The 25,732-nt window shown below is 60.1% G+C and carries 29 protein-coding genes and 2 pseudogenes; 11 read left to right on the top strand and 20 right to left on the bottom strand.

What is annotated here, in order from left to right:
- Positions 1-136 precede the first annotated feature (136 nt).
- Complete coding sequence (locus ACEPAJ_RS12405) at positions 137-1,000, top strand: LysR family transcriptional regulator (protein ID WP_425915107.1); 864 nt, start codon at positions 137-139, stop codon at positions 998-1,000.
- Positions 1,001-1,080: 80 nt separating this feature from the next.
- On the opposite strand, the gene ACEPAJ_RS12400 is transcribed toward ACEPAJ_RS12405, so the two are convergent.
- The 5 genes from ACEPAJ_RS12400 to ACEPAJ_RS12380 form a co-directional block, all read right to left on the bottom strand.
- Positions 1,081-1,824, bottom strand: coding sequence for an ABC transporter permease (locus ACEPAJ_RS12400; protein WP_425915105.1), 744 nt, complete (start codon positions 1,822-1,824; stop codon positions 1,081-1,083).
- Positions 1,817-2,803: an ABC transporter ATP-binding protein gene (locus ACEPAJ_RS12395; protein WP_425915103.1), complete on the bottom strand. Its 987-nt coding sequence runs from the start codon at positions 2,801-2,803 to the stop codon at positions 1,817-1,819. Before ACEPAJ_RS12395 ends, ACEPAJ_RS12400 begins: the two co-directional genes overlap by 8 nt.
- The gene (locus ACEPAJ_RS12390; protein ID WP_425915101.1) at positions 2,800-3,918 is read right to left on the bottom strand and encodes an ABC transporter permease; all 1,119 of its coding nucleotides are present in this window, start codon (positions 3,916-3,918) and stop codon (positions 2,800-2,802) included. The genes ACEPAJ_RS12395 and ACEPAJ_RS12390 overlap by 4 nt, the downstream gene beginning before the upstream one ends.
- Positions 3,919-4,035: 117 nt before the next feature.
- Entirely contained in the window at positions 4,036-4,959 is a 924-nt protein-coding gene (gene osmF / locus ACEPAJ_RS12385) for a glycine betaine ABC transporter substrate-binding protein OsmF (protein ID WP_425915099.1), read from the bottom strand.
- A gap of 163 nt (positions 4,960-5,122) precedes the next feature.
- On the bottom strand, positions 5,123-5,659 hold the full coding sequence (locus ACEPAJ_RS12380; protein ID WP_425918027.1) for a DUF3087 domain-containing protein: 537 nt from the start codon (positions 5,657-5,659) through the stop codon (positions 5,123-5,125).
- A 129-nt stretch (positions 5,660-5,788) separates the two neighbouring features.
- Between ACEPAJ_RS12380 and ACEPAJ_RS12375 the strand changes: the two genes are divergently transcribed.
- Complete coding sequence (locus tag ACEPAJ_RS12375; RefSeq protein ID WP_425915097.1) at positions 5,789-6,361, top strand: hypothetical protein; 573 nt, start codon at positions 5,789-5,791, stop codon at positions 6,359-6,361.
- 144 nt (positions 6,362-6,505) lie between these two features.
- Here ACEPAJ_RS12375 and ACEPAJ_RS12370 read toward each other — a convergent pair whose 3' ends face one another.
- Together ACEPAJ_RS12370 and ACEPAJ_RS12365 are read right to left on the bottom strand one after the other, a co-directional pair.
- Complete coding sequence (locus ACEPAJ_RS12370; RefSeq protein WP_425915095.1) at positions 6,506-6,703, bottom strand: hypothetical protein; 198 nt, start codon at positions 6,701-6,703, stop codon at positions 6,506-6,508.
- A complete protein-coding gene (locus ACEPAJ_RS12365) occupies positions 6,700-7,053 on the bottom strand; it encodes a hypothetical protein (RefSeq protein WP_425915093.1) in 354 nt (117 codons plus the stop codon). The genes ACEPAJ_RS12370 and ACEPAJ_RS12365 overlap by 4 nt, the downstream gene beginning before the upstream one ends.
- A 308-nt stretch (positions 7,054-7,361) precedes the next feature.
- Here ACEPAJ_RS12365 and ACEPAJ_RS12360 point away from each other — a divergent pair, with 308 nt between their 5' ends.
- From ACEPAJ_RS12360 to ACEPAJ_RS12345, 4 genes are all read left to right on the top strand, one after another.
- Complete coding sequence (locus ACEPAJ_RS12360) at positions 7,362-7,592, top strand: CsbD family protein (protein ID WP_425915091.1); 231 nt, start codon at positions 7,362-7,364, stop codon at positions 7,590-7,592.
- A 36-nt stretch (positions 7,593-7,628) separates the two neighbouring features.
- Positions 7,629-7,769 carry a hypothetical protein gene (locus tag ACEPAJ_RS12355; RefSeq protein ID WP_425915089.1) on the top strand — a complete coding sequence of 47 codons (141 nt, stop codon included), beginning with the start codon at positions 7,629-7,631 and terminating at the stop codon, positions 7,767-7,769.
- Between the two features lie 124 nt (positions 7,770-7,893).
- Positions 7,894-8,280, top strand: coding sequence for a DUF4398 domain-containing protein (locus tag ACEPAJ_RS12350; protein WP_425915087.1), 387 nt, complete (start codon positions 7,894-7,896; stop codon positions 8,278-8,280).
- Positions 8,277-9,050, top strand: a complete 774-nt coding sequence (locus ACEPAJ_RS12345) for an OmpA family protein (protein ID WP_425915086.1) — start codon at positions 8,277-8,279, stop codon at positions 9,048-9,050. Before ACEPAJ_RS12350 ends, ACEPAJ_RS12345 begins: the two co-directional genes overlap by 4 nt.
- Positions 9,051-9,137: 87 nt before the next feature.
- Here the strand turns inward: ACEPAJ_RS12345 and ACEPAJ_RS12340 are convergent, their stop codons facing one another.
- The 9 genes and pseudogenes from ACEPAJ_RS12340 to ACEPAJ_RS12300 all read right to left on the bottom strand — a co-directional run bounded on the left by ACEPAJ_RS12340 (position 9,138) and on the right by ACEPAJ_RS12300 (position 16,756).
- A complete protein-coding gene (locus ACEPAJ_RS12340) occupies positions 9,138-9,353 on the bottom strand; it encodes a TOBE domain-containing protein (protein WP_425915084.1) in 216 nt (71 codons plus the stop codon).
- A gap of 36 nt (positions 9,354-9,389) precedes the next feature.
- Positions 9,390-10,190, bottom strand: a complete 801-nt coding sequence (ssuB, locus tag ACEPAJ_RS12335) for an aliphatic sulfonates ABC transporter ATP-binding protein (RefSeq protein ID WP_425915082.1) — start codon at positions 10,188-10,190, stop codon at positions 9,390-9,392.
- Complete coding sequence (gene ssuC / locus ACEPAJ_RS12330; RefSeq protein ID WP_425915080.1) at positions 10,187-10,981, bottom strand: aliphatic sulfonate ABC transporter permease SsuC; 795 nt, start codon at positions 10,979-10,981, stop codon at positions 10,187-10,189. Before ssuC ends, ssuB begins: the two co-directional genes overlap by 4 nt.
- 106 nt (positions 10,982-11,087) lie before the next feature.
- A complete protein-coding gene (ssuD, locus tag ACEPAJ_RS12325; protein ID WP_425915079.1) occupies positions 11,088-12,236 on the bottom strand; it encodes an FMNH2-dependent alkanesulfonate monooxygenase in 1,149 nt (382 codons plus the stop codon).
- A gap of 76 nt (positions 12,237-12,312) precedes the next feature.
- On the bottom strand, positions 12,313-13,305 hold the full coding sequence (locus ACEPAJ_RS12320; RefSeq protein ID WP_425915077.1) for a sulfonate ABC transporter substrate-binding protein: 993 nt from the start codon (positions 13,303-13,305) through the stop codon (positions 12,313-12,315).
- A gap of 90 nt (positions 13,306-13,395) precedes the next feature.
- Positions 13,396-13,989, bottom strand: coding sequence for an NADPH-dependent FMN reductase (gene ssuE / locus ACEPAJ_RS12315; protein ID WP_425915075.1), 594 nt, complete (start codon positions 13,987-13,989; stop codon positions 13,396-13,398).
- Between the two features lie 79 nt (positions 13,990-14,068).
- Positions 14,069-14,707: a peroxiredoxin gene (locus tag ACEPAJ_RS12310; RefSeq protein WP_425915073.1), complete on the bottom strand. Its 639-nt coding sequence runs from the start codon at positions 14,705-14,707 to the stop codon at positions 14,069-14,071.
- A 371-nt stretch (positions 14,708-15,078) separates the two neighbouring features.
- A pseudogene (locus ACEPAJ_RS12305) lies at positions 15,079-15,311 on the bottom strand (ABC transporter ATP-binding protein); the annotation flags it as partial.
- Positions 15,312-15,424: 113 nt separating this feature from the next.
- A complete protein-coding gene (locus ACEPAJ_RS12300) occupies positions 15,425-16,756 on the bottom strand; it encodes an OprD family porin (protein WP_425915071.1) in 1,332 nt (443 codons plus the stop codon).
- A gap of 417 nt (positions 16,757-17,173) precedes the next feature.
- On the opposite strand from ACEPAJ_RS12300, the gene ACEPAJ_RS12295 reads away from it, so the two are divergent.
- Together ACEPAJ_RS12295 and ACEPAJ_RS12290 are read left to right on the top strand one after the other, a co-directional pair.
- Positions 17,174-18,109, top strand: a complete 936-nt coding sequence (locus tag ACEPAJ_RS12295; protein WP_425918025.1) for an aliphatic sulfonate ABC transporter substrate-binding protein — start codon at positions 17,174-17,176, stop codon at positions 18,107-18,109.
- Between the two features lie 2 nt (positions 18,110-18,111).
- Positions 18,112-19,346 (top strand): annotated as a pseudogene (locus tag ACEPAJ_RS12290) (acyl-CoA dehydrogenase family protein).
- Positions 19,347-19,523: 177 nt separating this feature from the next.
- Here ACEPAJ_RS12290 and cysW read toward each other — a convergent pair.
- From cysW to ACEPAJ_RS12270, 4 genes are all read right to left on the bottom strand, one after another.
- A complete protein-coding gene (gene cysW, locus ACEPAJ_RS12285) occupies positions 19,524-20,357 on the bottom strand; it encodes a sulfate ABC transporter permease subunit CysW (RefSeq protein WP_425915069.1) in 834 nt (277 codons plus the stop codon).
- Positions 20,354-21,202 (bottom strand): sulfate ABC transporter permease subunit CysT, encoded by an 849-nt coding sequence (gene cysT / locus ACEPAJ_RS12280; protein WP_425915067.1) that lies wholly within the window; start codon positions 21,200-21,202, stop codon positions 20,354-20,356. The genes cysW and cysT (ACEPAJ_RS12280) overlap by 4 nt, the downstream gene beginning before the upstream one ends.
- Before the next feature lie 68 nt (positions 21,203-21,270).
- Entirely contained in the window at positions 21,271-22,284 is a 1,014-nt protein-coding gene (cysP, locus tag ACEPAJ_RS12275; RefSeq protein ID WP_425915065.1) for a thiosulfate ABC transporter substrate-binding protein CysP, read from the bottom strand.
- 223 nt (positions 22,285-22,507) lie between these two features.
- Positions 22,508-23,089: an alpha/beta hydrolase gene (locus tag ACEPAJ_RS12270; protein ID WP_425915063.1), complete on the bottom strand. Its 582-nt coding sequence runs from the start codon at positions 23,087-23,089 to the stop codon at positions 22,508-22,510.
- A 259-nt stretch (positions 23,090-23,348) separates the two neighbouring features.
- On the opposite strand from ACEPAJ_RS12270, the gene oscA reads away from it, so the two are divergent.
- From oscA to cysT (ACEPAJ_RS12255), 3 genes are all read left to right on the top strand, one after another.
- A complete protein-coding gene (gene oscA, locus ACEPAJ_RS12265; protein WP_322950353.1) occupies positions 23,349-23,531 on the top strand; it encodes a sulfur starvation response protein OscA in 183 nt (60 codons plus the stop codon).
- 175 nt (positions 23,532-23,706) lie between these two features.
- Complete coding sequence (locus ACEPAJ_RS12260; RefSeq protein WP_425915061.1) at positions 23,707-24,717, top strand: sulfate ABC transporter substrate-binding protein; 1,011 nt, start codon at positions 23,707-23,709, stop codon at positions 24,715-24,717.
- A gap of 196 nt (positions 24,718-24,913) precedes the next feature.
- Entirely contained in the window at positions 24,914-25,732 is an 819-nt protein-coding gene (cysT, locus tag ACEPAJ_RS12255; protein ID WP_425915059.1) for a sulfate ABC transporter permease subunit CysT, read from the top strand.

Below are 25,732 nucleotides of genomic sequence, written 5' to 3'. Positions count from 1 at the left end.
TGCTTCGAAAAAGAGGTCGATGGTAGTGAATAAATCCTGCGTAGCTGCCTGCCTGGAAAGTGTCCGGATGGCCGTGGAATCGGTGTCCGGATGCTCGTGGAATGAGTGTCCGGATCAGCGTGGAATCACTGTCCGGATGTGCGTGGAATGGGTGTCCGAGTCAGCGTGGAATCCGCAGGAAGGCAACCTGACCCGCGCCGCACAGTCGCTGCATGTCGCTCAGTCGGCGCTGTCGACCCAGATCCGCGCCTTGGAAGATCAACTCGGCTATGCGCTGTTCATCCGCTCAGGCCGCAACCTGCTGCTCACCGAGGCCGGTCGCCTGGCGCTGGATTACGCAGAAAGTATTTTCGCCTTGGGCAATGAATTACAAATGACCCTACAGGGTGCCCAACAAGCCAATCAGCCACTTCGCATTGGCGCGGTGGCCACGCTCTCGCGTAACTTCCAGGAGAACCTGCTGCGGCCTTTTTTGGGCCGCCGTGATGTGCGCATAACCCTGGAGTCGGGCAGCTTGGGGGAATTGCTGGAGCGCCTGGCACTGCACAAGCTGGACATCGTGCTCAGTAATACGCCGGTCAGTTCGGATGCCCAGCGGTCTTGGCGCTGTCGGCTGTTGGATCGCCAGTCGGTGTGTCTGTTCGGACCACCGCGTATTGATCAGCCTCCCTTCGACCTGCTCCGCGACCTCAATCAGGTGCGCTTAATCGTGCCAGGCCGTAGCAGCGATATTCGCAGCCAGTTCGAGCTGTTCTGCGATAGCCAGGGCTTAAACCCGACTATCTGCGCTGAGGTCGATGACATGGCTATGCTACGCCTGCTGGCGCGCGACTCCGGCGACGTTGCGCTACTGCCGGCGGTGGTTGTGCAGGATGAATTACAGGCGGGCGTGTTGCAGCTTTATGCACAAATCCCAGAGATTGCTGAGCAGTTCTTCGCGGTAACTCAGCAACGGCACTTTAATTTGGGGATTCTCGATGAGTTGTTATCGGCTCATTGAGCGTGATGACGCCGTGATTCAAGCCCTTTCAGTCGCGCCAGCACTAGGGTTTGCTTGCATCGAGCAGGCGCAGAGCCCGCTCAGTGCGCCCAATCGACACGCCGTGCCAAGCGCTCAAAGCCCATGTCCACCACCACGGCCAGCATGCCTACGACCACTGCGCCTTGCAGCACATAGGCGGTATTGAAGCCGCTCAAACCGACAATGATGGGCGAGCCAAGCGTTTTGGTGCCGACGGTTGAGGCGATGGCTGCCGTGCCGATGTTGATGATGACTGAGGTGCGCACCCCCGATAGCCATACCGGCATGGCCAGTGGCCCCTCGACCTGGCGTAGGCGCTGCCACGGCGACAGGCCCATGCCGTTGGCCGCTTGCAGCACGGGAGCAGGCACGGCGTGTAGGCCGGTGATCGTGCCTTGCACCACCGGCAATAGCCCATAAAGCGTCAGCGCGATCAAAGCGGGTAATTCACCAAAGCCCACCGCCGGCACCGCCAGTGCCAGTACCGCCACTGGCGGCAGGGTTTGGCCCATGGACACCAGCGTTTCCAGCACCGGGCGAAAAGCTCGCCCGGCCGGCCTGGTTACCCAAACTCCGGCCAGCGTACCCACCAGCACAGCGGCCGCCCCCGACACCCCCACCAGCAGCAGGTGCTGCCACAACAGTTGAGTGAATGACTCCTGGCGATAAACTGGTCGCTCCAATTGCGGGAATAAACTGGCGAACAGCGGTTCGCTGTGGGGCAGGCCGATTACTAATGCGGCCAACAGCAATATGGCCCACAGGAGTTTGTCGCCCAACCAGGTGTAGCGCGGCTTAAGCATGCGGCCCCTGTTCAGCGCTTGCCTGCAGCGCGCCATTACGCGCATGGCTGAACAGGTCGGCCGCGTGCAGCACTCCCGCGTGCACGCCTGCGTCGTCCAGTAGATTGAGGGTGTTGCAGCCATACAGCGCCAGGGTTGAAACGGCCTCGCGCAGGCTGGCGTTGGCGGGCAGGCTGGGCCCGTTGTGTGGCGCCTCAGCCCGTGCAAGGCTATCCGCGCGGTGAAGCGACAGCAGCTTAATGCCGACGTCGCTGCGTCCGATAAAGTCGGCCACCTGCTCATTGGCGGGCTGGCTCAGTAGTGCCAACGGTGAGCCGACCTGCACAATCCGGCCCTGCTCCAGCAACACGATCTGGGTGCCCAGGCGCAGTGCCTCGTCGATGTCATGCGTGACCATGACGATGGTCTTGCCCGAGTCTTGATGAATGCGCTTGACCTCGTCCTGCAAGGCCATGCGAATAAGCGGGTCCAGCGCGCCGAAGGGCTCATCCATCAGCAGCACCTCCGGGTCGCCCGCCAACGCGCGTGCCACGCCCACGCGCTGCTGCTGCCCACCCGACAACTGGTGCGGGTAGCGCGGGCCATAGGTGGCAGGGTCCAGGTCAAACACGCGCAACAGTTCGGTGACGCGTGCCGTAATGCGTTCGGGCGACCAGCCGAGCATGGTTGGCACTACGCCAATATTGCGCGCCACCGTCCAGTGCGGGAACAGCCCCACCGACTGAATCACATAGCCCATGCGCAGGCGCAGTTCACGCACGGGCATGTGCGCTGTGTCCTGCCCATCCAGCATCACGCGGCCGCTGTCGGGCTGCTCCATGCGGTTGATCATTTTCAGTAAGGTGGATTTGCCCGACCCCGAGGCGCCAATCAACACCACCAGTTCACCGCGACTAATGCGCAGGCTTACGTCGTCCAGCGCTTTGGGGGCGTCAGCGGCATGGCCATAGGTTTTAGTCACGTTGTTAAATTCGATCACTGCGCGAACTCCATGGTGGGTGTGGCCTTAGCGGACAGGCCGATCAGCAGTTTGAACAGGCCGTCCACCAACGCACCCAGCACGACGATGGGCACCACACCGAGCAGCACCAAATCCTGGGCGCTGCTGAACAACCCTTCAAACATCAGGCTACCCAGACCGCCTGCACCAATCAGCGCTGTCACCGCGGCCAGGCCCACCGCCTGAATGCTGGCGATGCGCACGCCACTCAACACCACGGGCAGCGCCAGCGGTACCTGCGCCTGCCAAAACAATTGCGCCGGGGTAAAGCCCAAACCTAGCGCCGCCTGCGTGACTGCCGATGGCACCTGCGCCAGCCCTGCCAGCGTGCCGCGCACCACGGGCAGCAAGCTGTACAGCGTTAATGCCAATACGCCTGGGGCCAGCCCCACGCCACTGATACCAGCACGGCCCAGTGCCGGCCAACTCGCGGCCAACCAAGCCAACGGCGCCATCAGCAGGCCAAACAGCGCAATCGAGGGGATGGTTTGGACGATATTGAGCAGCGGAAACATCGCGCGCCCGACTCGCGCGTAACGATGAGTGGCCCAGCCGAGCGGCAGGCCAACGGCCAGGGTAAACAACAGCGCCAGCGCGACGATCTGGCAATGTCGGGCAATCACGCCCCAGTACTCATCGCTGCGGTTGGCGTACTCCTTCATGATCGACAACTCATCGGCACCGCCGCTGGCCAGCAAGAGCGCCAGCGGCAACAAGGCCGCCGTGGCCACGCCCAACCGCGCCAAGGTGCCGGCGCGCAGGGCTTGCAGTGCATCGGCCAGCACTAAGCCGAACAGCAACCACGCCAGCCACAGGCCACTGCCCAATGCCGTGCGGGCAAACGGCGCGCTTGCCTGCACCACCTGGGTGGCGTGGCTTGCGGCTAGAGCGCCCAGCCCCACTGCTAACACGGTTGCCGCTGCGACGGTCAGCCATAAATAGATGCGACGGGGCGGTGCTAAGGAGAGTAATAACAACCCGACCAGCAATATGGCCAAGCCCCAGACGGGCCCTTGCAGCAGTGCGAAGAATGAGACGGCTTCGCCCGACACCAGACGATTGGGCGCTACGCGCACCAGCGGTAGGCTCCACAAAGCACTGACCACCAGCAGCGAAAGTGCAGCCTGTGCAGTTCGCCAGCGCGGTTGGACGGCTGAGCTTAAAGCGCTAACCACCGTGATTGACGCTCAAGTAAGGGGTCATCAGCAGGCTTATTGCAGCAGCCCTTTGGATGTGAGGAAGTCCGCGGCGACTTTCTTCGCGTCCTGGCCTTCGAGTTGAATCTTGGCATTTAGGCTCTGCAGTGTGGGGCCATCCAGCAGTTCGAATACCGGCGCCAGGGCGTCGGCGATCTGAGGGTGTTGCTTGAGCGTGTCTTCGCGAACAATCGGCGCGGGTGCATAAATAGGCTGCACGCCTTTTGGGTCGTCGAGAATCACCAGGCCCAAGGCGGCCACGGCGCCGTCTGTGCCATAGGCCATGGCCGCGTTGACGCCGGAGGTTTGTTCACCGGCCGCACGAATCGTCACCGCTGTATCGCCACCGGCCAACGTCAGCAGTTGCTCGGGCTTGAGGGTGAAGTTGTAGGCCGTTTGGAAGGCGGGTAGCGCGTCCGAGCGCTCGACAAACTCAGCCGAGGCGGCCAGCTTGAACTGCCCACCTTTGCCCAGCCATTGGCCCAGGTCGTCGAGGGTCTTCAGTTGGTTGGGGGTGGCCACATCTTGGCGAATGGCAATCGCCCAGGTGTTGTTGGCTGGCGCAGGCGTCAGCCAAACAATGTTGTTCTGCTCATAGTCCAGCGCCTTGACGCGTTCGTAGCCGGCTTTGGCGTCTTTCCAAACCGGGTTGGACTCTTCGGCAAAAATGAAGGCGCCGTTACCGGTGTATTCAGGGTACAGATCAATTTCGCCGGCGGTCAGCGCGCCGCGCATCACCTGGGTGTTGCCCAGGCCAGATTTGTTCTCGGTCTTGATGCCGTTGGCTTCCAGTGCCAGCACAATCATATTGCCCAGCAACTTGCCCTCGGTGTCGATCTTGGAGCCCACACGCACGGGCGTTTCCGCTTGAGCGAAGGCGCTGCCCATGGCCAGTAAGCCAGCCAAGATGAGCGCAGTTCTACGTTGCATGAGTGTCATGGTGAGGCTCCTGTAAAGATAACGAGTGAAACAATAGCGGGCTTTCAGTTGGAAACCCACCGACCAGGTTTTACCCAGTGCAGAGGCCATGATCGATTGCAGCGGCAATGCAGGGGGCTGGCCGCTGCTGTTTTGCGTGCAGCAAGGTTGTGGTTGGCGATGTTTAGCCGGGCAGCGCACTGATCTTTTTCACCGCCTCGATCCAATCGGGATTGAGCTGCGGTTGATCGATGTCCATCCCCAGGCTTTCCATGCGCTCTTTGTGCCGGTTGATCTCCGCCACGGCTTCGCTGAGTGCGCTGGAGTTGCCGTCCAGCTGGTGCATTTGGGTCAGGCCGAGATGATAGAAGCGCAGCAACTTCATGGCGTCGGGGTCATGTGCAGCTACCCCGGCTTTGACGTGGTGCATCACATTGGTGATGCGCATCAGGCTGCGCTTAAGCTGCCAGCCATAGGCCGCCGCCGCCATCCAGGGTTGTGACCACATAAAGCCGCGTACCAGGGCCACAGTCAGCAGCAGGGCGATAATCACGCCGGCCATGTTCCAGCGGAAATTATCCCCGCCCGGTTGGCCAAACAGCATGACGGTGGTGGTGGACAGCAGCATGGCCAGCACAACGAACGTCAGGGCGATGATTAGCGTGCTGCGGCGGGTTTGTTGGCGGTAGCGCTCGGGGTTCTGCTGTTGGATCTCGAACATCGTGGCCACGGGGCTCTCTCTGCGGTGAAGTGGGGGCGTTGATTGAGGCTGATTCGGCGTATGCGCAATCGCTGCTGCAAGGTATCTTGCCCACCCACGGGTGACGTTGCTTAAGGAATTGTCGGATTTATGAGCCGTAGTGTGTTTCAGGCTGTAATTATTTGCATGGCGACGCTGTGTGCGAGCGCCGCGCAGGCCAAGGTCGAAGTGCAGGCCGGCCAGCATAAGACGCTGGGACGGATCCTGGTGGCTAAGGTTTCCGAGGATATTGCGCCGGGCGATTATGAGGCCTTGCTCAAAGGCATCAAGGCCAACCCGGGCACATTTGCCAGGAAAATTGTCATGCTCGACAGCATCGGTGGCAGTGTGGATGAGGCCATGCGCATCGGCCGCCTGCTGCGCGAAACCCGCTTTGACAGCCTGGTGCCATCCACCGGTGTATGCCAAGGCAGTTGCGTGTACCTGCTGGCGGCGGGGCAGCGTAAAACCGTGCGGGGTTATGTGGGCATTCATCGGCCCTATTACGCGGGCAGTGACTCGGTGCATTCGGCCTCCAGGCAGGGCGTCAATCGTGCCCGTCAGGTGGCGTACTTCAAGGACATGCAGGTACCGCTTGCGCTGCTTGAGGCGATTAACCGCACCGAGCCGCAACGCATGCGCGTGCTGAGCGCTAGCGAGCTGGCGCACTTCCGCTTGCAGTGAGGCGCGGACAATTGCCAGCATTGGATCGGCTCGTGAGGTCTGGTGAAGACGCTTTTGCCCGGCTTGTTGGCAGCCGCGCGGTACATCTGCTCGCACTGCTGCCGTGCACTGCGGACCCTGAGCGAGAAGGTCGGCGGGCAGCGTTTATGGCGAGCGGGTAGTGGCCATGTTGATGTCCTTGACCAGGCCGGCAGTGGCTTTGATCACTTCACGGGCCATGCTGGTTTGCTGCTCGCTGTCGGTTTGCGCCACCAGCACCACATCACCGTGAGTAATGCTTTTGCTCACCAACGCGGCAAAACGGCCGTGATGCGCGCCGGCGGCCGATGACGCCCCGATCACGCTGCCAAGAAAACCCCGATAAATCCGCTCATGCCCATCAGCGCCAACGGTGCGAGCAGCGGGCTGGCATAAAACAGGCTCGCCTCGCTGACAATCATCGCCACTGCAACCAACGCGCCGATGCCAATACCGATCCCGGTGCCAATGGTGATGTCGATCAGCATGTCCTTCAACACCTTGTTGCTTCTGGCCTGGGGCGCGGGGGCGGGGGCGGGCGGGGCATCTGCGTTGCTGGCGACTATCTGCAATTGCTCGCTGTGCATGCCCCGCTGAATCAATTGGGCCAGCGCCTGTTCGGCGGTGCTGCGTTGGCTAAAGAAACCCGATACGTGGTGGCGGTAGAGGTCCATCGTGCTGCTCCTGCTCATGAACCGTCACTGACGGCCGAAGCACCAGCTTAGGCAGCACTGCCAAGCCCGTCTGTGCGCCGCCGAACGCAGGCCAATAGCCATGCTTTAGCTGTTTGTATGGCTATGCGTGCCAGCGTACCGACAGGCCTATGCGCGGCGGTGATGCTGTCCTCAGTGAGCTGCGTCCAGTGTTGAGAGCAGCGTTGCACTGGGAGACACCGCATGTGTACGGCCATTCGAACTGATCGCTCAACCTGCTCTGCAAAGGCTGATGCCCACGTCTTTGCGTGTGCTGCGGTGGGGCACCCATGAGCCTGCAGCGGTTGCAGTGCCTGCATGGCCAGTGGCGTCAGTCCGTGGGTGCTCTGCAGATGACCTGGGCGCGCTTGAACCATAACCCTGCGCTGCACCACACCGGCCACATGCAGCACCTAGCCGGCTTGCTGCAGGCGCGTTATGGCTTCTCCCGCGGTGACGCAGATGCTCAGGTCAGAGGATTTTTTGCCCGCAAAGGCCCGCGCGATAACGGCGCGGTTTGAGGCTTTATCGCCTTGTCCACTGATTGGAGATACGTGATGAACATCGATTACCGCCCGTTTTTATTAGTGTTTGCGATCGCCTATGCCGGGATCGCCGTGGGCAGTCTGCTGATCGCCATGAACCTGGCGCAAAGCGCGCCGCCCGGCTGTGTCGTTAGCCCATGTGCGGGCCGCTAAGAACGCTCTCTGCAGCGCTTAAAGGGCGCTGTGGTCTAGCCAACTTGAGCCGCCGTGCGGGTACCTGCACGGCGGGCTCATTCTTCATTGCTTTGAGGACATACCTATGAACAGGACTTCAACGATGCTTTCTGGCAGGGCCGCGTTGCGCCTGGCCGGCGTTTTTAGCGGGCTGCTGTTGCTGAGCGCCTGCGCTACGCCGCCGGTTGCGCCTGACCAAGCGTTGCAAGCGGCAAAAACCGCAATCAGCAATGCCGAACAAGCGCGTGTGGCTGACTACGCCTCGCCGCAGTTGGGCGTTGCACGGGAGAAATTGGCGTCGGCCAATTTGGCCGTGCAGCGTGAAGAGATGGTGCTGGCTGAGCGCCTGGCCGAACAGTCGCGGGTTGAGGCCGAGTTGGCCCTGGCTATGTCACAGGCGACCAAGGCCAAGGTGGTCAATGACGAAATGCGCAAAAGCACCAACAGCCTGAAGCAGGAAATGCAGCGCAACACGGGAGCATCACAATGAACACTGCCCATCACGTTAAGTACCTGCTGGCCGCAGCGATCGGCCTAAGTGTGGCCGGTTGTGCCTCTCCACCCAGCATGCCGCAAGGTTCCGCCGAAGTGCGCGGTAAGCTCACGCAGCTGCAAGCCGATCCACAACTGAGTACGCGTGCACCCGTTGCGCTCAAAGCGGCCGAGCAAGCGGTGATCGCGGCCGAGCAACCGCGTAAGGACCAGCCTGAAGCACAGGCATTGGGCCAGCATTTGGTCGTGATGGCAGACCGCCGGGTAGAAATTGCCAATGCCTTGGCGCAAACGCGCTTTTATGAAGACCAGCGCAAGGTACTCAGCGCCAATCGCGCCGGCGCACGCTTGGATTCGCGTACCCAGGAGGCCGATCAGTTGCAGCGTCAGCTTGATGAGCTAAATGCCAAGCAAACCGAGCGTGGCCTGGTGATGACCTTGGGTGATGTGTTGTTTGCCACGGGGCGCTCCGAGTTGCGTGCGGGCACAGCGAATAACCTGGGCAAGCTGGCGATTTTTCTTAACCAGAACCCTGAGCGTCGCGTGATGATTGAAGGGCATACCGATAGCGTTGGCAGCGAGGAAAACAACCTGAGCTTGTCCCAGCGTCGTGCCACGTCTGTGATGAGTTACCTGACCATTCAAGGCGTTGCGCCAAGCCGTTTGAGTGCGTCGGGCAAAGGCGAGAGCATGCCGGTTGCCGGTAATGAATCAGCCTCTGGTCGGCAGATGAATCGCCGCGTGGAACTCATCATCAGCGAAGAATAAAACGCGCAGGTCAGATGCTTGACTCGCAGTTTTAGAAGACCAAGGCCAGCGCAGATCGATATTTTCGGTCTGCGCTGGCTTTTTCACTCACAGCTTGGCGATCGACACCTCGGTGGATTTTACGAAGGCGATCACTTCGCTGCCAACGCCGAATTCCAGCTCTTTGACCGAGCGGGTGGTGATCACCGAGGTGACGATGCCCGAGGCGGTCTGTACGTCGATTTCCGAGAGTACGTCACCCAATACGATTTCCTTGATGGTGCCTTTGAACTGGTTGCGTACGTTGATGGCTTTAATGGTCATGGTGTTGCTCCTAGGTTCTAAGGTTGCTCGTGCGGGTTAAAGCGCCCAGCGCAACTGCGTGGGCAAGGGTGAAATGGCTTCGGGTTGTGGCGGCAGTTCAGGCAGGGCCAGCACGCGGTTAAGCACCTGTTCCTCAACCGCCGCCAGGCTGGCTGAGGCGCGCTGACGCGGGCGCGGTAGGTCGACGTTGAGGTCCAGGCCGACTTGGCCGTCCTCGATCAGAATCACCCGGTCGGCAATTGCCACCGCTTCGCTGACATCGTGAGTTACCAGCAATACGGTGAAACCATGCTGTTGCCACAAGCGCTCGATCAGTTGCTGCATCTCGATGCGGGTCAATGCATCCAGCGCGCCGAGTGGCTCATCCAGCAGCAACAGGCGCGGTTGGTGGATCAGCGCACGGGCCAGGGCCACGCGCTGTTTCTGTCCGCCAGACAAAGCAGCAGGCCATTCGTAGGCGCGGTCAGCCAGGCCAACAGCGTCCAGCGCCTGTTGCGCTTGCGGCCGCCAGTTACCGGACAGGCCCAGGCCGACGTTGTCGATTACGCGCTTCCAGGGCAGCAGACGCGAGTCCTGGAACATCAGACGAATATCTTCGCGTGAGGCGGCCAGCGCGCCATTACCGGCCTGCAGTTCGCCCTGGGTGGGTACATCCAGGCCGGCCAGCAGACGCAGCAGGGTGCTCTTGCCACAACCACTGCGGCCGACTACGGCGACAAACTGCCCGGCGGGTATGTTGAGCTGAACATTCTTCAGCACTTCGCGTTCGCCGAAGGCCTTGTGAATCGCGTTGATTGCCAGCGGCAGGCCGCGTTTTAAGGTGTGCAGCGCAGTCATTGTCCATCTCCCTTGACCTGATAGGCCGGGTGCCAGCGCAGCCAGCTGCGCTCAAGTGTGCGTGCGGCTAAATCGGCCAGCTTGCCGAGCACGGCGTAGAGCAGAATCGCCACCACCACGACATCGGTTTGCAGAAATTCGCGGGCATTCATGGCCAGGTAGCCGATGCCGGCGCTGGCGGAAATGGTTTCCGCGACGATCAGCGTCAGCCACATAAAGCCGAGGGCAAAGCGCACGCCGACCAGGATCGAGGGCAGGGCGCCGGGCAGGATTACCTGACGGAACAGGCTGAAGCCTGACAGGCCGTAGCTGCGCGCCATTTCCACCAAGGCTGGGTCGACGTTGCGAATGCCGTGGTAGGTGTTCAGGTAGATCGGGAACAGCGTGCCGAGGGCGACTAGAAAGATCTTTGCGCTCTCGTCGATACCGAACCAGAGGATCACCAGCGGGATCAGCGCCAGGTGCGGCACGTTACGGATCATCTGCACCGAGCTGTCGAGCAGGCGCTCACCCCAGGTCGACAGGCCGGTGATAAAACCCAGTAGCAAGCCCAGGCTGCCGCCGATAACAAAGCCAATAGCCGCGCGCCAGCCGCTGATGGCCAGGTGGGTCCAGATTTCACCGCTGCGCAGCAGCTCCCAGGCCGCGTTGAGCACTGCGCTGGGCGCCGGGAGAATCCGCGTGGACAGCAGGCCGCTGACCACCGCCAGTTGCCAGGCCGTCAGCAGCGCCACGGGCAAGGCCCATGGGGCTAAGCGCAGGGTCAGGTTGTTTAAGATTGTGTTGCTCATCGGTACCTCGAAATATCGTTATCCACATCTCCGCGTAGCCCGGATGCAATCCGGGGAAACCGGAGTGCAGAGCCCCGGATTTCATCCGGGCTACGATGTCTTCAGATCAACTGGCCGACGCCGCTTTGGGCAGAATGTCGCTGGAGATCATTTCCCCAAACGGGCTGACATAACCCTGGCTAGCTGGCACTTCGGGACGGTTAACGTCCAGGTGCGGGAACAACAGTTCGGCAACCCGGTACGACTCCTCCAAATGCGGATAGCCAGAGAAAATAAAGGTGTCGATGCCCAGGTCGGCGTATTCCTTGACCCGCGCGGCCACCGTCGGGCCATCGCCAACCAGTGCCGTGCCGGCACCGCCGCGTACCAGGCCGACTCCGGCCCAGAGGTTGGGGCTGACTTCCAGGTTGTCCTTGCTGCCGTCGTGCAGGTCGGCCATACGCTGCTGGCCGACCGAGTCAAAGCGCGCCAGGGAGGCCTGAGCGCGGGCGATGGTGTCGTCGTCGACATGGCTGATCAGCTTGTCAGCAGCAGCCCAGGCTTCGGCATTGGTTTCGCGCACAATAACGTGCAGGCGGATGCCGAAGCGCACTTCGCGGCCTTGGGCTGCGGCCTTCTCGCGTACCGCTGCAATCTTCTCGGCCACGGCGGCCGGTGGCTCGCCCCAGGTCAGATAAAGCTCGACCTGCTCGGCGGCCAGGTCCTGCGCCGCGTCTGACGAGCCGCCGAAATACAGCGGCGGACGTGGTTGTTGAATGGGCGGGTAGAGCAGTTTGGCGCCTTTGACTTGAATATGTTTACCGTCGTAGTCCACCACTTCACCTTCCAGCACGCGGCGCCAGATGCGGGTGAATTCCACCGAGGCTTCATAGCGTTCGGCGTGGGGCAGGTTGAGGCCATCACCGGCCAACTCATCCGGGTCACCACCGGTCACCAGGTTGAACAGCGCGCGGCCGCCCGAGAGGCGATCCAGGGTTGCAGCCTGACGCGCGGCCACGGTTGGCGAGATGACCCCGGGGCGCAGGGCGACGAGAAATTTCAGGCGCTGGGTCGCGGCAATCAGCGACGCGGCCACCAGCCAGGAGTCCTCGCAGGAACGTCCGGTCGGGATCAGTACACCGCCAAAACCCAGACGGTCGGCTGCTTGAGCAATTTGGGTGAGGTAGCCGTGATCGACGGCGCGCGCGCCCTCGCTGGTGCCCAGGTACTTGCCGTCGCCATGGGTGGGCAGGAACCAGAAAATATTCAAACTCATGGAGTGGTCTCCTTTTACGAAATCGGTGGTGCAGCCCGGCGTGCATCCGGGCTGTGTGGGGAGAGCGTGGTGAGCCTTATTGGGCCGCTGCTACCTTGGCTGAGGACGCCGTAGTTGGCGCTCCATCTGGCCGAGTCCAGATCACGTCCTTGATCACCAGGCGCTTGGGGATCAGCTTGAGGTCGGTGAAGGTGTCGGCGATCTTCTGTTGAGCCTCGACCACGTCCGGGGTGATCAGCTGGGCACCGTAACCCTGGCGCTCTACTGCAATGCGCGTGATCTCAGGAGACAAACCGAGCAGTGGCGCAACTTGGGCTGTGGCCGCATCAGTGTTGGCTTTGGTCCACTCACCGATTTTGCGGATTTCATCAACCAGGGCGACGACCACTTCCGGGTTCTTCTGCTCAAAAGGTTTGGATGTCAGGTAAAACTGGTGATTGCTGACCAGGTCTTTGCCGTCACGCAGGGTGCGTGCGTGCAACTGGTTTTCTGCTGCTGCCTGGAAGGGGTCCCAGATGACCCAGGCGTCGACGCTGCCACGCTCGAAGGCGGCGCGGGCATCGGCGGGCGGCAGGTACACCGGTTGGATATCGCTGTATTTCAGGCCGGCATCTTCCAGGGCGCGTACCAAGAGGTAGTGCACGTTGGAGCCTTTGTTCAGGGCGATTTTCTTGCCTTTGAGATCAGCAACCGATTTCAGTGTTGAGTCTTTCGGCACCAGAATGGCTTCGCTGAACGGTGCTGGCGGCTCAAAGGCTACGTATTGCAAGTCAGCGCCTGCTGCCTGGGCAAATACCGGTGGGGTTTCGCCGGTGGTGCCGAAGTCCACCGAACCGACGTTCAGGCCTTCGAGCAACTGGGGGCCGGCCGGGAACTCCGTCCACTTCACGGTTACGCCTTGATCGGCAAGGCGCTTTTCCAGTGAGCCACTGGCCTTGAGTAGCACCAGGGTGCCGTATTTCTGATAGCCGATACGCAGTTCTTCGGCTTGGGCTTGAGTGATGGCGCCAAAAGCGCTGGCCGCGACAAACAGGGCGACCAGACTCCGACGCAAGGTTTTAGTGCGCATAGCGCTCTCCTTTGCAGTTGGGGTTTTTGGGTTGCGACCTGCTTGCCCGTTGGCGGGCGAGTAAGGTGAGGTAAAACGTCTTGCGGTGTGTCAGATACTCCAGCGGGCGTTGATCAGTCGATCATTCAGCACACCCGGTTCAATCGGTGCCGGACGGCGGGCCAGGGCCTGCTGGAAGTGCTGTAAGGCATCATCCAATCGTTGTTCCAGGGCCGGTGCCAGTTGCGCCGGTGCGCCGTTCTCGCCGTAGGCAATCTGGCTGTCGTCAGCAAAGATGGCGTGCAGCATTTCCTGAGCTTTCAGCGCCGCCAGTACCGGCTTGAGCGCATAGTCCACCGCCAGCATGTGCGCGCTGCTGCCACCGGTGGCAATGGGCAGCACCACCTTGTGGTTCAACGCGCGCTCGGGCAGCACATCGAGCAGGGTCTTCAGCGCGCCGGAAAACGACGCCTTGTACACCGGTGTGGCGATAATCACGCCGTCGGCGCGCGCTACCTGCTCAATCAGTTGCTGCACGGCCGGGCTGCTGAAATTGGCAAACAGCAAGTCTTCGGCATTGAAATCACGCCCCTGGTAGCTGATCACTTCAACACCGCGCAGCTGTAACCAGTGTTTGGCGCGATCAAGCAGAATATTGCTGCGTGATTTCAGGCTCGGGCTGCCGCCTAGGGATACGACCAGCATTATTCGGGCTCCTTAGGTCCTTAGAGCCTATTTACGATCTCGCAGCAGGGCCGACGCGCAGCAGATCGTAAACAGGTTCTTAGCGGTTTGGCTGCGGGGTTAGGCGCAAGTAAGGTTTGACCGCGCGATAGCCTTTGGGGAAGCGCTGCTTGATCTCCTCCTCATCCTTGAGCGACGGCACGATCACAACCTCATCACCGTCCACCCAGTTGGCTGGGGTGGCGACCTTGTGGTTGTCGGTCAATTGCAGCGAATCGATCACCCGCAGGATCTCGTGGAAGTTGCGCCCGGTGCTGGCCGGGTAGGTGATGGTCAGGCGCACTTTCTTGTTCGGGTCGATGATGAACAACGAACGCACGGTCAGGGTGTCGTCGGCGTTCGGGTGGATCAGGTCGTAGAGGTCGGAGACCTTGCGATCGGCGTCGGCCAGGATCGGGAAGTTGACCGTGGTGTTTTGCGTTTCGTTGATGTCGTCGATCCATTTGATGTGCGAGTCCACCGGGTCAATCGACAGCGCGATGGCCTTGACGCCGCGTTCGGCAAACTGCTCTTTAAGCTTGGCGGTAAAGCCCAGTTCGGTGGTGCATACCGGGGTGAAGTCAGCCGGGTGGGAGAACAGCACGCCCCAGCTATTGCCCAGCCATTCGTGGAAGCGAATGCGGCCTTCACTGGAGTCCTGTTCGAAATCGGGGGCGATGTCGCCGAGTCGGATGGTCATGCGTGTTCTCCTTGGGTCGGTCGTTACGTGGTACTCACTATGCTTAGGCTTTTTATATTTTAAAAAGAATAAATAACCATTTATTTAGCACTTAAAGGAATATGCGATTGGTGAGGCAGTAATGCGTAGGATGGATTAGGCGCGAACCGGGATCAGACAAACACCATCGACTCTCAACGCGCCTTAACCCACCATCGCGATCTACCGGCAAACCACGATGGTGGGTTACGCGGCACTCAATTGTGTGGTGCCCCTATAACCAACCCCAGCGCCGCTAACCCACCCTACAAAAGCGCTGTGCAACACCTACTGGGTACGTACACAAAAAAACCGGGCATGCGCCCAGTAAATATTCCACCTGAGGAATCTGGTTATAGCGCGTGGGACTGGTACAGCTCGGTCAGGGCTTCTCCACGCAGGTAGGCCTGTTCGCCCGAGCGCCGGTCTCGCGGACGGGCCAGCTCGCTGAGCAGCTCCTGCAGCTTCATGCGGGTGAAGGCATCCACAGCACTGAACGGCCCATCGAGTAACGGCACAGCGGCCTGCGATACAGCCCACGGGCAATAACCGCGCGCTGCACCTGGCCGCCGGAAAGTTGCGTAGGCCTTGCCGTTAAGGCCGACATCGCGCAGCAGTGGCTACACCCGTTTGGGGCAGGGCTGCCTTCCGGCCCGTTGGCGCGCCGGTCAGGAGATGCAGCACAACGTGGGTTTAGGGTTACAGCAGGGGCAGGCTGTAGCTGACGATCAGACGGTTCTCGTCCAGATCGGTCGCTGCGTTGCTGCGGAAGGTCGCGTTTCGCCAGGACAAGCCCAGGCCTTTCAGCGGGCCGTCTTGCAGGGCGTAGTCCAAACGGAAGTCGCGTTCCCATTCTTTGCGGTCGCTGGCAGCAGCGTCGATGTTGTTGCCAGACAGGTAGGTCACGGTGGCTTTCAGGCCTGGAATGCCGGCGCTGGCAAAGTCATAGCCGTATTCGGCCAGCCAGGTACGCTCGCCGGCGCTGGCGAACTTACCGATCTGCCGGTCAGTGATCAGGTACGCGCTGGCACCGTCACCCTGGTTTACAAACGGGAAGGCGCTGTCGCCGGACACTTGCTGATAACCGGCGATCAGCGCATGGCCACTCAGGCTGTAGGTGAACAGCGCGCTCCAGGTGTTGTTGTCGACTTCACCGGTGTTGCTGTCGCCAGCACGCCAGAAACCGCTGCTTTTGTAGCCTTCGGTACGGCCGGCGAGGCTGCCGTTCTTGCCATCGGAACCGCTGTTGAAATAACGCAGATCGGTTTTCAGCGCGCCGACTGGCAGAGCCAGGTTATGGGTCAGGCCGAGGAAGTGCTGTTTATAGAAGTCTTCCAGGCTGCCGTAGTAGTACTGCGCGGTGAGGTCCTTGGTGATCTTGTAGTCGCCACCGGCATAGATGAATTCATTAGAGTCGGCGGCCTTGCCCTGGACGCTACCGGCGCCACCAATACGCAAAGCGACATCGTCGGTGGAGCTGCGGGTCTTGGTGCTTTCCAGTTGGCCGGCGGTGAGGGTCAGGCCGTCGATCTCGGCGGAGGTGACTTGTGCGCCTTCAAAGGTTTGCGGCAGTAGACGACCATCGTTGAAGGTGATCACTGGCAGCTTGGGCTGCAGGGTGCCGATGCGCAGTTCGGTCTTGGAGAGACGCACTTTGCCGGTCACGCCCGCCTTGCCGTAGTTGTCCACCGCACTGCCGTCGCTTTCCAGGGGGAACAGCGCGCCAGGGTTACGGCTGCGCTCGGCTTTGCTCGTAGTGCCGCCGCTGTCCAGCTTGACCCCGACCAGGCCGATGGCATCCACACCAAAACCAACGGTGCCCTGGGTGTAGCCCGAGACGAAGTTGAGCTGCAAGCCCTGGCCCCATTCGTTGGCCTCGGTGTTGTTATTGGCGGTGTTTTTATCGTTACGGTCGTAATAGAAATTACGCAGATTCAGCGTGGCCTTGCTGTCTTCGATAAAGCCGGCGGCGGTGGCCTGGTTGGCGAGGGCAACCAAAGTGATGGCCAGGGCCAGTGTGGACTTGTTCATGCTCGATGCTCCAAATGCAGGTCTGTGCGAAATGTGTGTGGCACTGCAGAAGGGGCTCGAGCGGACGGTGTGCGTTGCACCAGTCTTAGCGGAAACAAGGAGCCCCTGTTATGGGCCCGATGCGGTAGTCCGCTGTCGGCTTGGGCGCACTGTAGGGATTATTAGTAATCCCTAAAAAGAATTTATTTTTACTTTGTAGTAACTAAAAAGAATAAGCGTTGCTTAGTCGTGAAGCCCATAAGCTAATGCTAAAAAATTATTTGCTACGACTTTTTTAGATCATTTAGTTTGTCTCTACCGGATCACCGGACTTCCTGTTCAACCCTGAAGTTTGTCGTGATCCGGTCTGCCTAAAAGGCCGGCACGCCCTTGACGAGGTCTGCTATGCCTAGCCGTTCCCAATTCAAACATCGCCCTATGTTGAGCGTGGCCCTGGCTCTGAGCCTAGGGCTGGCCAGCGTGCTGCCCGCCGATGCCGCCACGCAACTGCGCATCGGTTACCAAAAATCCTCAACCCTGATCAGCCTGTTGAAAAGCAACGGGGATCTCGAGAAGGCCCTGGCCAAGCAGGATGTCAGTGTCAGCTGGCATGAGTTCCCCAACGGTCAACCGCTGCTTGAGGCACTGAACGTCGGCAATATCGATGTATCTGCAGATGTTGCCGATACCGTACCGGTGTTTGCCCAGGCTGCTGGCGCGCAGTTGACCTATTTCGCCCAGGAAGCGCCATCGCCGTCGGCCCAGGCGATTATCGTGCGTGATGATTCGCCGCTGCACAGTGTTGCCGAGCTGAAAGGCAAGAAGGTGGCGGTGACCAAAGCGGCTGGCAGCCATTACCTGTTGCTGGTGGCCCTGGCCAAAGCCGGCCTTAAATTCAGCGATATCGAAGCGGCTTACCTGACCCCGGCCGATGGCCGCGCCGCATTTGAAAACCGCAAAGTCGATGCCTGGGTAACCTGGGAACCCTTCCTCAGCGGTGCGCAGCAGCAGTTGCCGACTCGTACGCTGGCCGACGGCAAACAGTTGGCTGATTACCAACGCTATTACCTGACCAGCACCACGTTTGCCAAAAACAATCCGCAGGTTTTGGCGGTGGTTTTCGACGAGCTGGTTAAGACCGGTGATTGGCTACTCGCCAACCCGCGTGCTGCGGCGCAAGTGCTCAGCCCGCTGTGGGGCGGTCTGGACCCTGCCATCGTCGAGCAAGCCAATGCTCGGCGCAGCTATCAGGTGCGCCTGGTACAACCGCAAAGCCTCAAGGAACAGCAGAAAATTGCTGATGCCTTCGTCGCCGAAGGTTTGTTGCCCAAGCCGGTTAATGCCCTCGATGTGACTATCTGGAAGGCGCAATAATCATGGCCACCGAGCTACGTGCCAGTTCCCAGTCATTTGATAGCGCTTTGCCGCTCTTCGATCCCCGGCTGTTTCCCTGTGACTTCGCCAACCGCAGCGGCAAGGTTGAACGCCTGGCGCGCAAGCTGGCGGCCACTGCGGTGCAGCGTGATCGGCAGGGCGGTAGCGCCCAAGCCGAACGTCAGCTGCTGCGCGACAGCGGCTTGCTGACCCTGGCCATTCCCAGCAGTTTGGTGGTCAGGGTCTGGTATGGCCGGAGATCTACCTGATCATCCGTTACTTGGCGGCCGTGGACAGCTCGCTGGCCCATCTGTTTGCCTTTCAGCATCTGCAGGTGGCGACCATTCTGCTGTTTGGCAACCTCGACCAGCAGCGCCACTGGTTGAGCCGCACGGTGCATGAGCGCTGGTTCTGGGGTAACGCCACCAATGGCCGCGATAGCCGTCTGACACTCAGCCGCCGTGAGGAGCATTACGAACTCAATGGCAGCAAGTCATTCTGCTCCGGTGCCTTGGGCGCCGATGCTCTGGTGATCAGCGCGCCGCGCAGCCACAACCCGGAGGACCGCGTGTTTATCGTGCTGCCCAGCCAGCGTGAAGGGCTGGCGGTGAATGATGACTGGGACGGTTTCGGCCAGCGCCAGACCGACAGCGGCACGGTGCAATTCGACAATGTGTTTGTCGACAGCAGCGAGCTCCTCGGCCCCAGCGGCGTAAGCCCGCGCACCACGCTACGTGCCTGTCTGTCGCAGTTGATCCTGACCCAGTTGTACCTGGGTAATGCCCAGGGCGCGCTGGACGCGGCGCTGCGTTACACCCGCGAAAATAGCCGCGCCTGGCCGGCTTCCGGGGTGGCCTTGGCCAGCGATGATCCCTATATCCAGCAGCGCTATGGCGAGCTGTGGCTGCTGTTCCGCAGTGCACAACTGTTGGCCGACAACGCCGCGCAACGCCTGCAGAGCGCCTGGGAAAAACCTGCGCTGACGGCTGCCGAGCGCGCCGACGTGGCGCTAGCCATCAGCGAAGCCAAGGTGGTGTCAGCCCGCGCCGCGCTGGAAATCACCTCGCGGATTTTTGAAAGCATGGGTGCCAGTTCTACCAGCTCGAAATACGGCTTCGACCGCTTCTGGCGCAACGTACGGGTGCACAGTCTGCATGACCCGCTCGACTACAAGGTGCGCGATCTCGGGCACTGGTTACTCAACGGCAAGGCGCCCGCGCCTTCGCTGTATGGCTGAACCTGCAGAGTCAGAAATGATTCGGTAAAGCATCCATAGCATGTACCCATGCCCAGTTTTAGGGGGAGCGTTCAGGCAGGACGCTGCCCCTTCTGTTATTGGCCGCAGGTTGGCCAAAAGTATTTCCGGCTAGCCGTGCTGCGCCTGCGTTGCTCACGCAGGCCGTTTTAGCATCGGCTAGTGAGTGGCCTCGGCGCGCTGCATCAGTGTGCGCTGGCGCCATTCCATAAAGGTTTTCAGCAGCAAGGTCAGCAGTGCCATGCAGGCCAGCAGCGCGGCGGCGGTAAAGGCAGCGGCGGGTTTGTAGTCGTTGTTCAGTTGATCGACCAGCAAGGGCAGGGTCAGGGTCTGGTTGATGATGGTGCCGGACACCACCGACACCGCGCCGAACTCGCCCACCGCGCGGGCATTGGTGATGACCACGCCATACAGCAGCGCCCATTTGATTTTCGGCAGGGTGATATGGCGGAAGATCTGCCAGCCGTTGGCGCCCAGGCACAGGGCGGCGGTTTCTTCATCTTGGCCTTGGGACTGCATCACCGGAATCAAGATGCGCGCGACATACGGCGCGGTAACAAACACTGTGACCATGACGATGCCCGGCCAGGCAAACATCAGCTGCATGCCGTTATCGTAGAACCAGCGCCCCAGCGCGTGCTCCAGGCCATACACCACCAGGTAACAGAGCCCAGCCACCACCGGTGACACCGCATAGGGGATGTCGAGCAGGGTGGTCAGCAGCTTGCGCCCGCGAAAATCGTAATGGGTCACGCACCAGGCCAGCAGAATGCCGAAACACAGGTTAATCGGCACGGTCAGCGCCGCCACCAGCAGGGTGAGGCCGATGGCGTGAAGCATGTAGTCTTCGCCGAGGTTGCCCCACAGCAAGGCCAGGCCACCGGAGAAGGCTTTACTGAAAATCAGCGCCAGCGGCACCAGTAGAATCAGGGTAATCAGGCTCAGCCCGAGGCCGATCAACAGCCATTGATGCCAGTATTGAGGTTTTTTCATTTGCCTTGCCGTTGCCATTTAAACAGGCGGCCTTGCAGCACTTGCAGGGTAAACAGCAGCACCAGTGAGGCCAGCAGAATGACTGAGGCAATTGCCGCAGCCGCGGGGTAGTTGAACTCCTGCAGACGCACGAAAATCATCAGCGAAGACACTTCGGTTTTGAACGGTATGTTGCCGGCAATCATGATCACCGCACCGAACTCACCGAGGCTGCGGATAAACGATTGCGACGCCCCGGTGACCAGCGCTGGGATCAGGGTGGGCAGCACCACGTAAAAGAACGTCTGCACCCGATTGGCACCCAGGGTGCTGGCGGCTTCCTCGTAATCGCGGCCAAGGTCCTGCAGCACCGGCTGTACGGTACGCACCACAAACGGCAGGCTGGTAAACACCATTGCAATCAGGATGCCCGGATAGGCATAGGCCAGCTTGATGCCCATGGGCGCGAGCCATTGCCCCAACCAGCCACCGGGCGCGAGCAGGGTGGCCAGCGTCAGCCCGGCCACCGAGGTGGGCAGGGCGAAGGGCAGGTCGATCAGCGCATCCACCAGGCGACGCCCGGGGAAGTCATAGCGGGTGATGATCCACGCCAACAACAGGCCGATCAGCACGGTGGCGATGGTGGCGTAGAACGCACCACTGATGGTCACCTTGTAGCTCTGCACCACGCGTGGGTCGCTGATTGCTCGCCAGTACTGCGCCCAGCTCATGTCGCTGACATACAGCAGCAACGCCGACAGCGGAAACAGGATGATCAGCGAGATGTAAAAGGTGCTGAAGCCGAAACTCAGACCAAAGCCTGGTAGCAGCGGGTTCTGCAGAAAGAAGCGAGGTGTCTTAGGCACACATAAATCCCTGAAAGCACAAACCGCCGTAAAGACGGCGGCTGTTTGTTGCTCAAACCGATGAGGTCTTAGCGACCCTCGGCCAAAAGTTGGTCAAGGATACCATCGGCATCGAAGTGCTTGGCAGTGATCTCATCCCATGTGCCGAGGACTTCGGTTGGGTTGATCAGGCGAATCTGCGGGAACTGCGCCGCGGTAGCCGCCACCACTTCCGGGTTGTGCACACGGTAGTTGTAGGTGGTCAGCAGCTGCTGGATGTCTTTGCTGTACTGGAAGTCCAGGTAGGCTTTGGACACTTCACGGGTGCCTTTTTGATCGACCACTTTGTCGACCAGCGCCACTGGGAACTCGGCGAGCACGCTAACCGGCGGTACGACGATTTCGTATTCGCCGGATTTGAATTCCTCACCATTGGCGATGTTGACCACTTCCGATTCAAAGGTCAGCAGCACATCACCTTGGCCGTTCTGGGCGAAGGCAACGGTGGCGGCTCGGCCACCGGTAGGGAAGTTTTCGACGTTGCGCAGCACGTTACCGACAAAGGTTTTGATCTGGCTTTCATCGCCCTTGAACTGCTCGTTGGCATACAGCCAAGCGCCCAGGTAGCTGTAGCGAGCGTTGCCGGAGGTTTTCGGGTTAGGGAATACCAGCTTCACGTCATCACGGGCCAGGTCGTTCCAGTCCCTGATGTTCTTTGGGTTGCCCTTGCGCACCAGAAACGCCGTGGTGCTGTAGTACGGCGAGCTGTTGTTAGGGAACTGCTTGGCCCAGTCTTCGCGCAGCAGGCCGCGCTTGGCCAGGATGTCGACGTCGGTAACTTGGTTGAAGGTTACGGTGTCGACTTTCTTGCCCTGGATGATGTCCTGAGCCTGGCGCGAGGAGCCGGCGAATGACTGGTCAATCTTCTGTTCTTTACCGGTCTGTGCTTGCCAGTGGGCGACAAACTTGGGGTTGATCTCGGCAAACAGCTCACGGGCGATGTCGTAGGACGCATTCAGAATCGGCGCGTCTTCGGCCAGCGCAGCGGCGCTGCCCAGTAGGCTTGAGGTGATGGCGCTGGCCAGCAGAATTTTCTTAAGCATGATGAAGGCGTTCCTCGTCACGGCGCCGGCAGGCAGCGCGGGGTAGAGCCTGACCTGTTGGCCAGAATGTGGCGCCGATACTGCACAAGTTTTTTATTCTTAAAAAGAAACATTTAATGCTATTGATATAACCGAAAGTGACTTTGGTGCCGACATTTTTGCAGCCTTTAGCCGCTGACTTGAGCGGCTAAAGATCTGTCGCGACAGTTCTAGGCGCCGACGGTCAGGCGCTGCGAAGCCTGTGTTGATCAACACGGTTTTGTAGGCGGTAGAGGTAGGCGAAACCCTGCTCCCAGCGCTGATGCCCGGACTGCACATTAATATGCCCGGCGCCGCTGAGGATCGTCACATCGCTGCCCCAGTCACGGGCCAGCTCGATCGCCCGGGCAGCGCTGGCAGCAGCGTCGTTGTCCGAGCCCACCAACTGGCTGGGGAACGGCAGTGGCTGCTGCGGTATCGGTGCGAAGTTCTGCAACGCTGCCGGGCAATTGCTGCGCTGCACATCCGCTGGGGCGACCAACAAGGCCCCTTGTACCCGACCCAGCAACTCGACTGGCGCTTGAGCCGCCCAGTGCGCCACGGTGATGCAACCCAGGCTGTGGGCAATCAGGATGGTCGGGCGCGGGTCACTGGCGATACTGCGCTGCAGTTCGGCCACCCAGGTGTTGCGGTCAGGGTTCAGCCAGTCGGCCTGCTCCACACGTGCACTGTTCGGCAGGCTACGGTGCCAGTGGCTCTGCCAATGCGCGTCGGCCGATCCTTGCCAGCCCGGCACTATCATGTAACGGATAGTTTGGTTGCGCATCGTGCGCCCTCCTGCAGATGTGAGTGGCTGCAGTGTAGGGAGGGATTATAAATATCAAAAAGAATAAGAACTTATTTGCTTATGCCTAAAATTTCATTCCGTTGCGTCAGGTATGCAAGGGTTTGTATATGCAAAAAAGAATATAAATGTTCTTAAATAATATTTTTAAGAATATTGGCGCCTCTCTATTATCCGCTCCATGCCCACTGACTACGGCCAGTTTTCGCCGCTTATAGGGGCTATTTCAAGGAGCACTACCATGACCGCAACCCTACGCAACCTTGAAGGTCAGGACGACGCCAGCATCCTGCGCGAGATCCAGGCTGCGCTGAATGGCCTGAAGTTTGGCGCGGTGGAAATCACCGTGCACAACGGCCAGGTCGTGCAGATCGAACGCAAGGAAAAATTCCGTTTGCAGGCTCCGGCCGGCAAAAACGCCTGACCACTAGAACCAACCTCAAAACCCGACTGGACCACCGGAGGGTGTGAGCATGAACCGAGCACAAACCATGAGCACACACCGGTATTGCAGCTGTCAGCCGCGAATGCGCTGTTGATCGCCACTCCCTAAAGAAAAACCAAGCCATTAGAAAATCAAAGATTTTAGGAGCTGCACCATGTCCATTCGCCGTTTTGCTTTTGCCGCCCTCGCCAGCGCACTGACTATTGCCGGAGCCGCAGGCCCGGCAGCCGCTGCAGAAACCCTGCTCAACGTGTCCTACGACCCGACCCGTGAGCTGTACAGTGACTTCAACGCCGCCTTCAACAAGCACTGGCAAGCCCAGGGCCATGAAGCTGTGACCATCCAGCAATCCCACGGTGGTTCGGGCAAACAGGCCCGTGCGGTAATCGATGGTCTGCGTGCCGACGTGGTAACCCTGGCTTTATCCGGTGACATCGACGAGCTGTACAAGCTCGGCAAGTTGATCCCTGAGGACTGGCAAACACGCCTGCCAGACGCCAGTACGCCGTATACCTCGACCATCGTGTTCCTGGTGCGTAAGGGCAATCCCAAGGGGTTGAAAGACTGGGATGACCTGGTCAAACCGGGCGTTGAAGTGATCACCCCGAACCCGAAAACCTCTGGAGGTGCACGTTGGAACTTCCTCGCGGCCTGGGCCTTCGCTCAGCAGAAGTACGGCAGCGAGGCAAAAGCCCAAGCGTTCGTGGGTCAGCTCTACAAAAACGTGCCGGTACTCGACACCGGTGCCCGTGGTTCGACCATCACCTTCGTCAACAACCAGATCGGCGACGTGCTACTGGCCTGGGAAAACGAAGCCTTCCTGGCGCTGAAGGAAGAGGGCGGCGACAACTTCGAAATCGTTGCGCCGTCGCTGTCGATCCTGGCCGAGCCGCCGGTGGCTGTAGTGGATGCAAACGTCGACAAGAAAGGCACCCGCAAAGTAGCTGAGGCCTACCTCAACTACCTGTATAGCGATGAAGGTCAACGTCTGGCGGCCAAGCACTTTTACCGCCCGCGTAACCAGGCTATTGCGAGCGAGTTCGCCGAGCAGTTCCCGGCACTGAAACTGGTCACTGTCGATAAAGACTTCAACGGTTGGAAGGCCGCACAGCCGAAGTTCTTTAACGATGGTGGGGGGTTCGATCAGATCTATCAGGCGCAGTAAGCCTTAGTCCGTAGGGTGGATGGCCACCCCGTGGATCACGCTTCACCGATCCACCATCAACCTGCGCGAAGGTGACGCAGGTGGAAGTGAAAAGCGACTTCCACCCTACAGCCTGCATGGGTATCGCTGCGCTCAACCCATCCTACGGATTCGTCTGTGTCGTTAGATCGTCGCTTAACAAGCACAAGGCCAAATCATGTCTCGTCGTACTTCCCCCGTCATACCCGGCTTCGGGCTGACGCTGGGTTACACCCTGGTGTACCTCAGCCTGTTGGTTTTGATTCCGCTGGGTGCCATGTTCGTTCATGCCGCTCAGCTCACCTGGGCAGAATTTTGGGCGATTATTTCCGCGCCGCGGGTACTGGCAGCGCTCAAACTGAGCTTTGCCACGGCCTTCGCGGCGGCCATCATCAACGGCATTATCGGCACGCTGCTGGCTTGGGCGCTGGTGCGCTACACCTTCCCGGGGCGCAAGGTCATCGAAGCGATGATCGACTTGCCCTTCGCCTTGCCCACCGCCGTTGCCGGTATCGCCCTGACCGCCTTGTATGCTCCAAGTGGTCTGGTGGGACAGTTCGCCACCGACCTGGGCTTCAAAATTGCTTACACGCCCATCGGCATCACCCTGGCGCTGACCTTTGTCACCTTGCCGTTTGTGGTGCGCACTATCCAGCCGGTGCTGGCGGACATCCCGCGTGAGGTCGAAGAAGCGGCGGCCTGCTTGGGTGCCAAACCCTTGCAGGTGTTTCGCTATGTGCTGCTACCGGCGTTGCTGCCGGCTTGGTTGACCGGCTTCTCGCTGGCCTTTGCCCGCGGTGTCGGCGAGTACGGTTCGGTGATTTTTATCGCCGGCAATATGCCGATGAAAACCGAGATCCTGCCGCTGTTGATCATGGTCAAACTCGACCAGTACGACTACACCGGTGCCACAGCTATCGGTGTGCTGATGCTGGTGGTCTCCTTCATCCTGCTGCTGCTGATCAACTTGCTGCAGCGCCAGATCGCTAAAGCCTGA

Origin of the sequence: Pseudomonas sp. GWSMS-1 (assembly GCF_049847425.1) — a bacterium.
GTDB lineage: Bacteria > Pseudomonadota > Gammaproteobacteria > Pseudomonadales > Pseudomonadaceae > Aquipseudomonas.
Note: the sequence above shows the minus strand (reverse complement) of the source record. Positions and strands in the feature narration are given on the sequence as shown.

Bases quoted from the DNA above. Each gene is read 5' to 3' on its own strand.
- ACEPAJ_RS12405 (WP_425915107.1), top strand. From the start codon at position 137: ATGTGCGTGGAATGGGTGTCCGAGTCAGCGTGGAATCCGCAGGAAGGC.
- ACEPAJ_RS12400 (WP_425915105.1), bottom strand. From the start codon at position 1,824: ATGCTTAAGCCGCGCTACACCTGGTTGGGCGACAAACTCCTGTGGGCC.
- osmF (WP_425915099.1), bottom strand. From the start codon at position 4,959: ATGACACTCATGCAACGTAGAACTGCGCTCATCTTGGCTGGCTTACTG.
- ACEPAJ_RS12380 (WP_425918027.1), bottom strand. From the start codon at position 5,659: ATGTTCGAGATCCAACAGCAGAACCCCGAGCGCTACCGCCAACAAACC.
- ACEPAJ_RS12375 (WP_425915097.1), top strand. From the start codon at position 5,789: ATGAGCCGTAGTGTGTTTCAGGCTGTAATTATTTGCATGGCGACGCTG.
- ACEPAJ_RS12365 (WP_425915093.1), bottom strand. From the start codon at position 7,053: ATGGACCTCTACCGCCACCACGTATCGGGTTTCTTTAGCCAACGCAGC.
- ACEPAJ_RS12360 (WP_425915091.1), top strand. From the start codon at position 7,362: ATGAGCCTGCAGCGGTTGCAGTGCCTGCATGGCCAGTGGCGTCAGTCC.
- ACEPAJ_RS12355 (WP_425915089.1), top strand. From the start codon at position 7,629: ATGAACATCGATTACCGCCCGTTTTTATTAGTGTTTGCGATCGCCTAT.
- ACEPAJ_RS12350 (WP_425915087.1), top strand. From the start codon at position 7,894: ATGCTTTCTGGCAGGGCCGCGTTGCGCCTGGCCGGCGTTTTTAGCGGG.
- ACEPAJ_RS12345 (WP_425915086.1), top strand. From the start codon at position 8,277: ATGAACACTGCCCATCACGTTAAGTACCTGCTGGCCGCAGCGATCGGC.
- ACEPAJ_RS12340 (WP_425915084.1), bottom strand. From the start codon at position 9,353: ATGACCATTAAAGCCATCAACGTACGCAACCAGTTCAAAGGCACCATC.
- ssuB (WP_425915082.1), bottom strand. From the start codon at position 10,190: ATGACTGCGCTGCACACCTTAAAACGCGGCCTGCCGCTGGCAATCAAC.
- ssuC (WP_425915080.1), bottom strand. From the start codon at position 10,981: ATGAGCAACACAATCTTAAACAACCTGACCCTGCGCTTAGCCCCATGG.
- ssuD (WP_425915079.1), bottom strand. From the start codon at position 12,236: ATGAGTTTGAATATTTTCTGGTTCCTGCCCACCCATGGCGACGGCAAG.
- ACEPAJ_RS12320 (WP_425915077.1), bottom strand. From the start codon at position 13,305: ATGCGCACTAAAACCTTGCGTCGGAGTCTGGTCGCCCTGTTTGTCGCG.
- ssuE (WP_425915075.1), bottom strand. From the start codon at position 13,989: ATGCTGGTCGTATCCCTAGGCGGCAGCCCGAGCCTGAAATCACGCAGC.
- ACEPAJ_RS12310 (WP_425915073.1), bottom strand. From the start codon at position 14,707: ATGACCATCCGACTCGGCGACATCGCCCCCGATTTCGAACAGGACTCC.
- ACEPAJ_RS12300 (WP_425915071.1), bottom strand. From the start codon at position 16,756: ATGAACAAGTCCACACTGGCCCTGGCCATCACTTTGGTTGCCCTCGCC.
- ACEPAJ_RS12295 (WP_425918025.1), top strand. From the start codon at position 17,174: ATGTTGAGCGTGGCCCTGGCTCTGAGCCTAGGGCTGGCCAGCGTGCTG.
- cysW (WP_425915069.1), bottom strand. From the start codon at position 20,357: ATGAAAAAACCTCAATACTGGCATCAATGGCTGTTGATCGGCCTCGGG.
- cysP (WP_425915065.1), bottom strand. From the start codon at position 22,284: ATGCTTAAGAAAATTCTGCTGGCCAGCGCCATCACCTCAAGCCTACTG.
- ACEPAJ_RS12270 (WP_425915063.1), bottom strand. From the start codon at position 23,089: ATGCGCAACCAAACTATCCGTTACATGATAGTGCCGGGCTGGCAAGGA.
- oscA (WP_322950353.1), top strand. From the start codon at position 23,349: ATGACCGCAACCCTACGCAACCTTGAAGGTCAGGACGACGCCAGCATC.
- ACEPAJ_RS12260 (WP_425915061.1), top strand. From the start codon at position 23,707: ATGTCCATTCGCCGTTTTGCTTTTGCCGCCCTCGCCAGCGCACTGACT.
- cysT (WP_425915059.1), top strand. From the start codon at position 24,914: ATGTCTCGTCGTACTTCCCCCGTCATACCCGGCTTCGGGCTGACGCTG.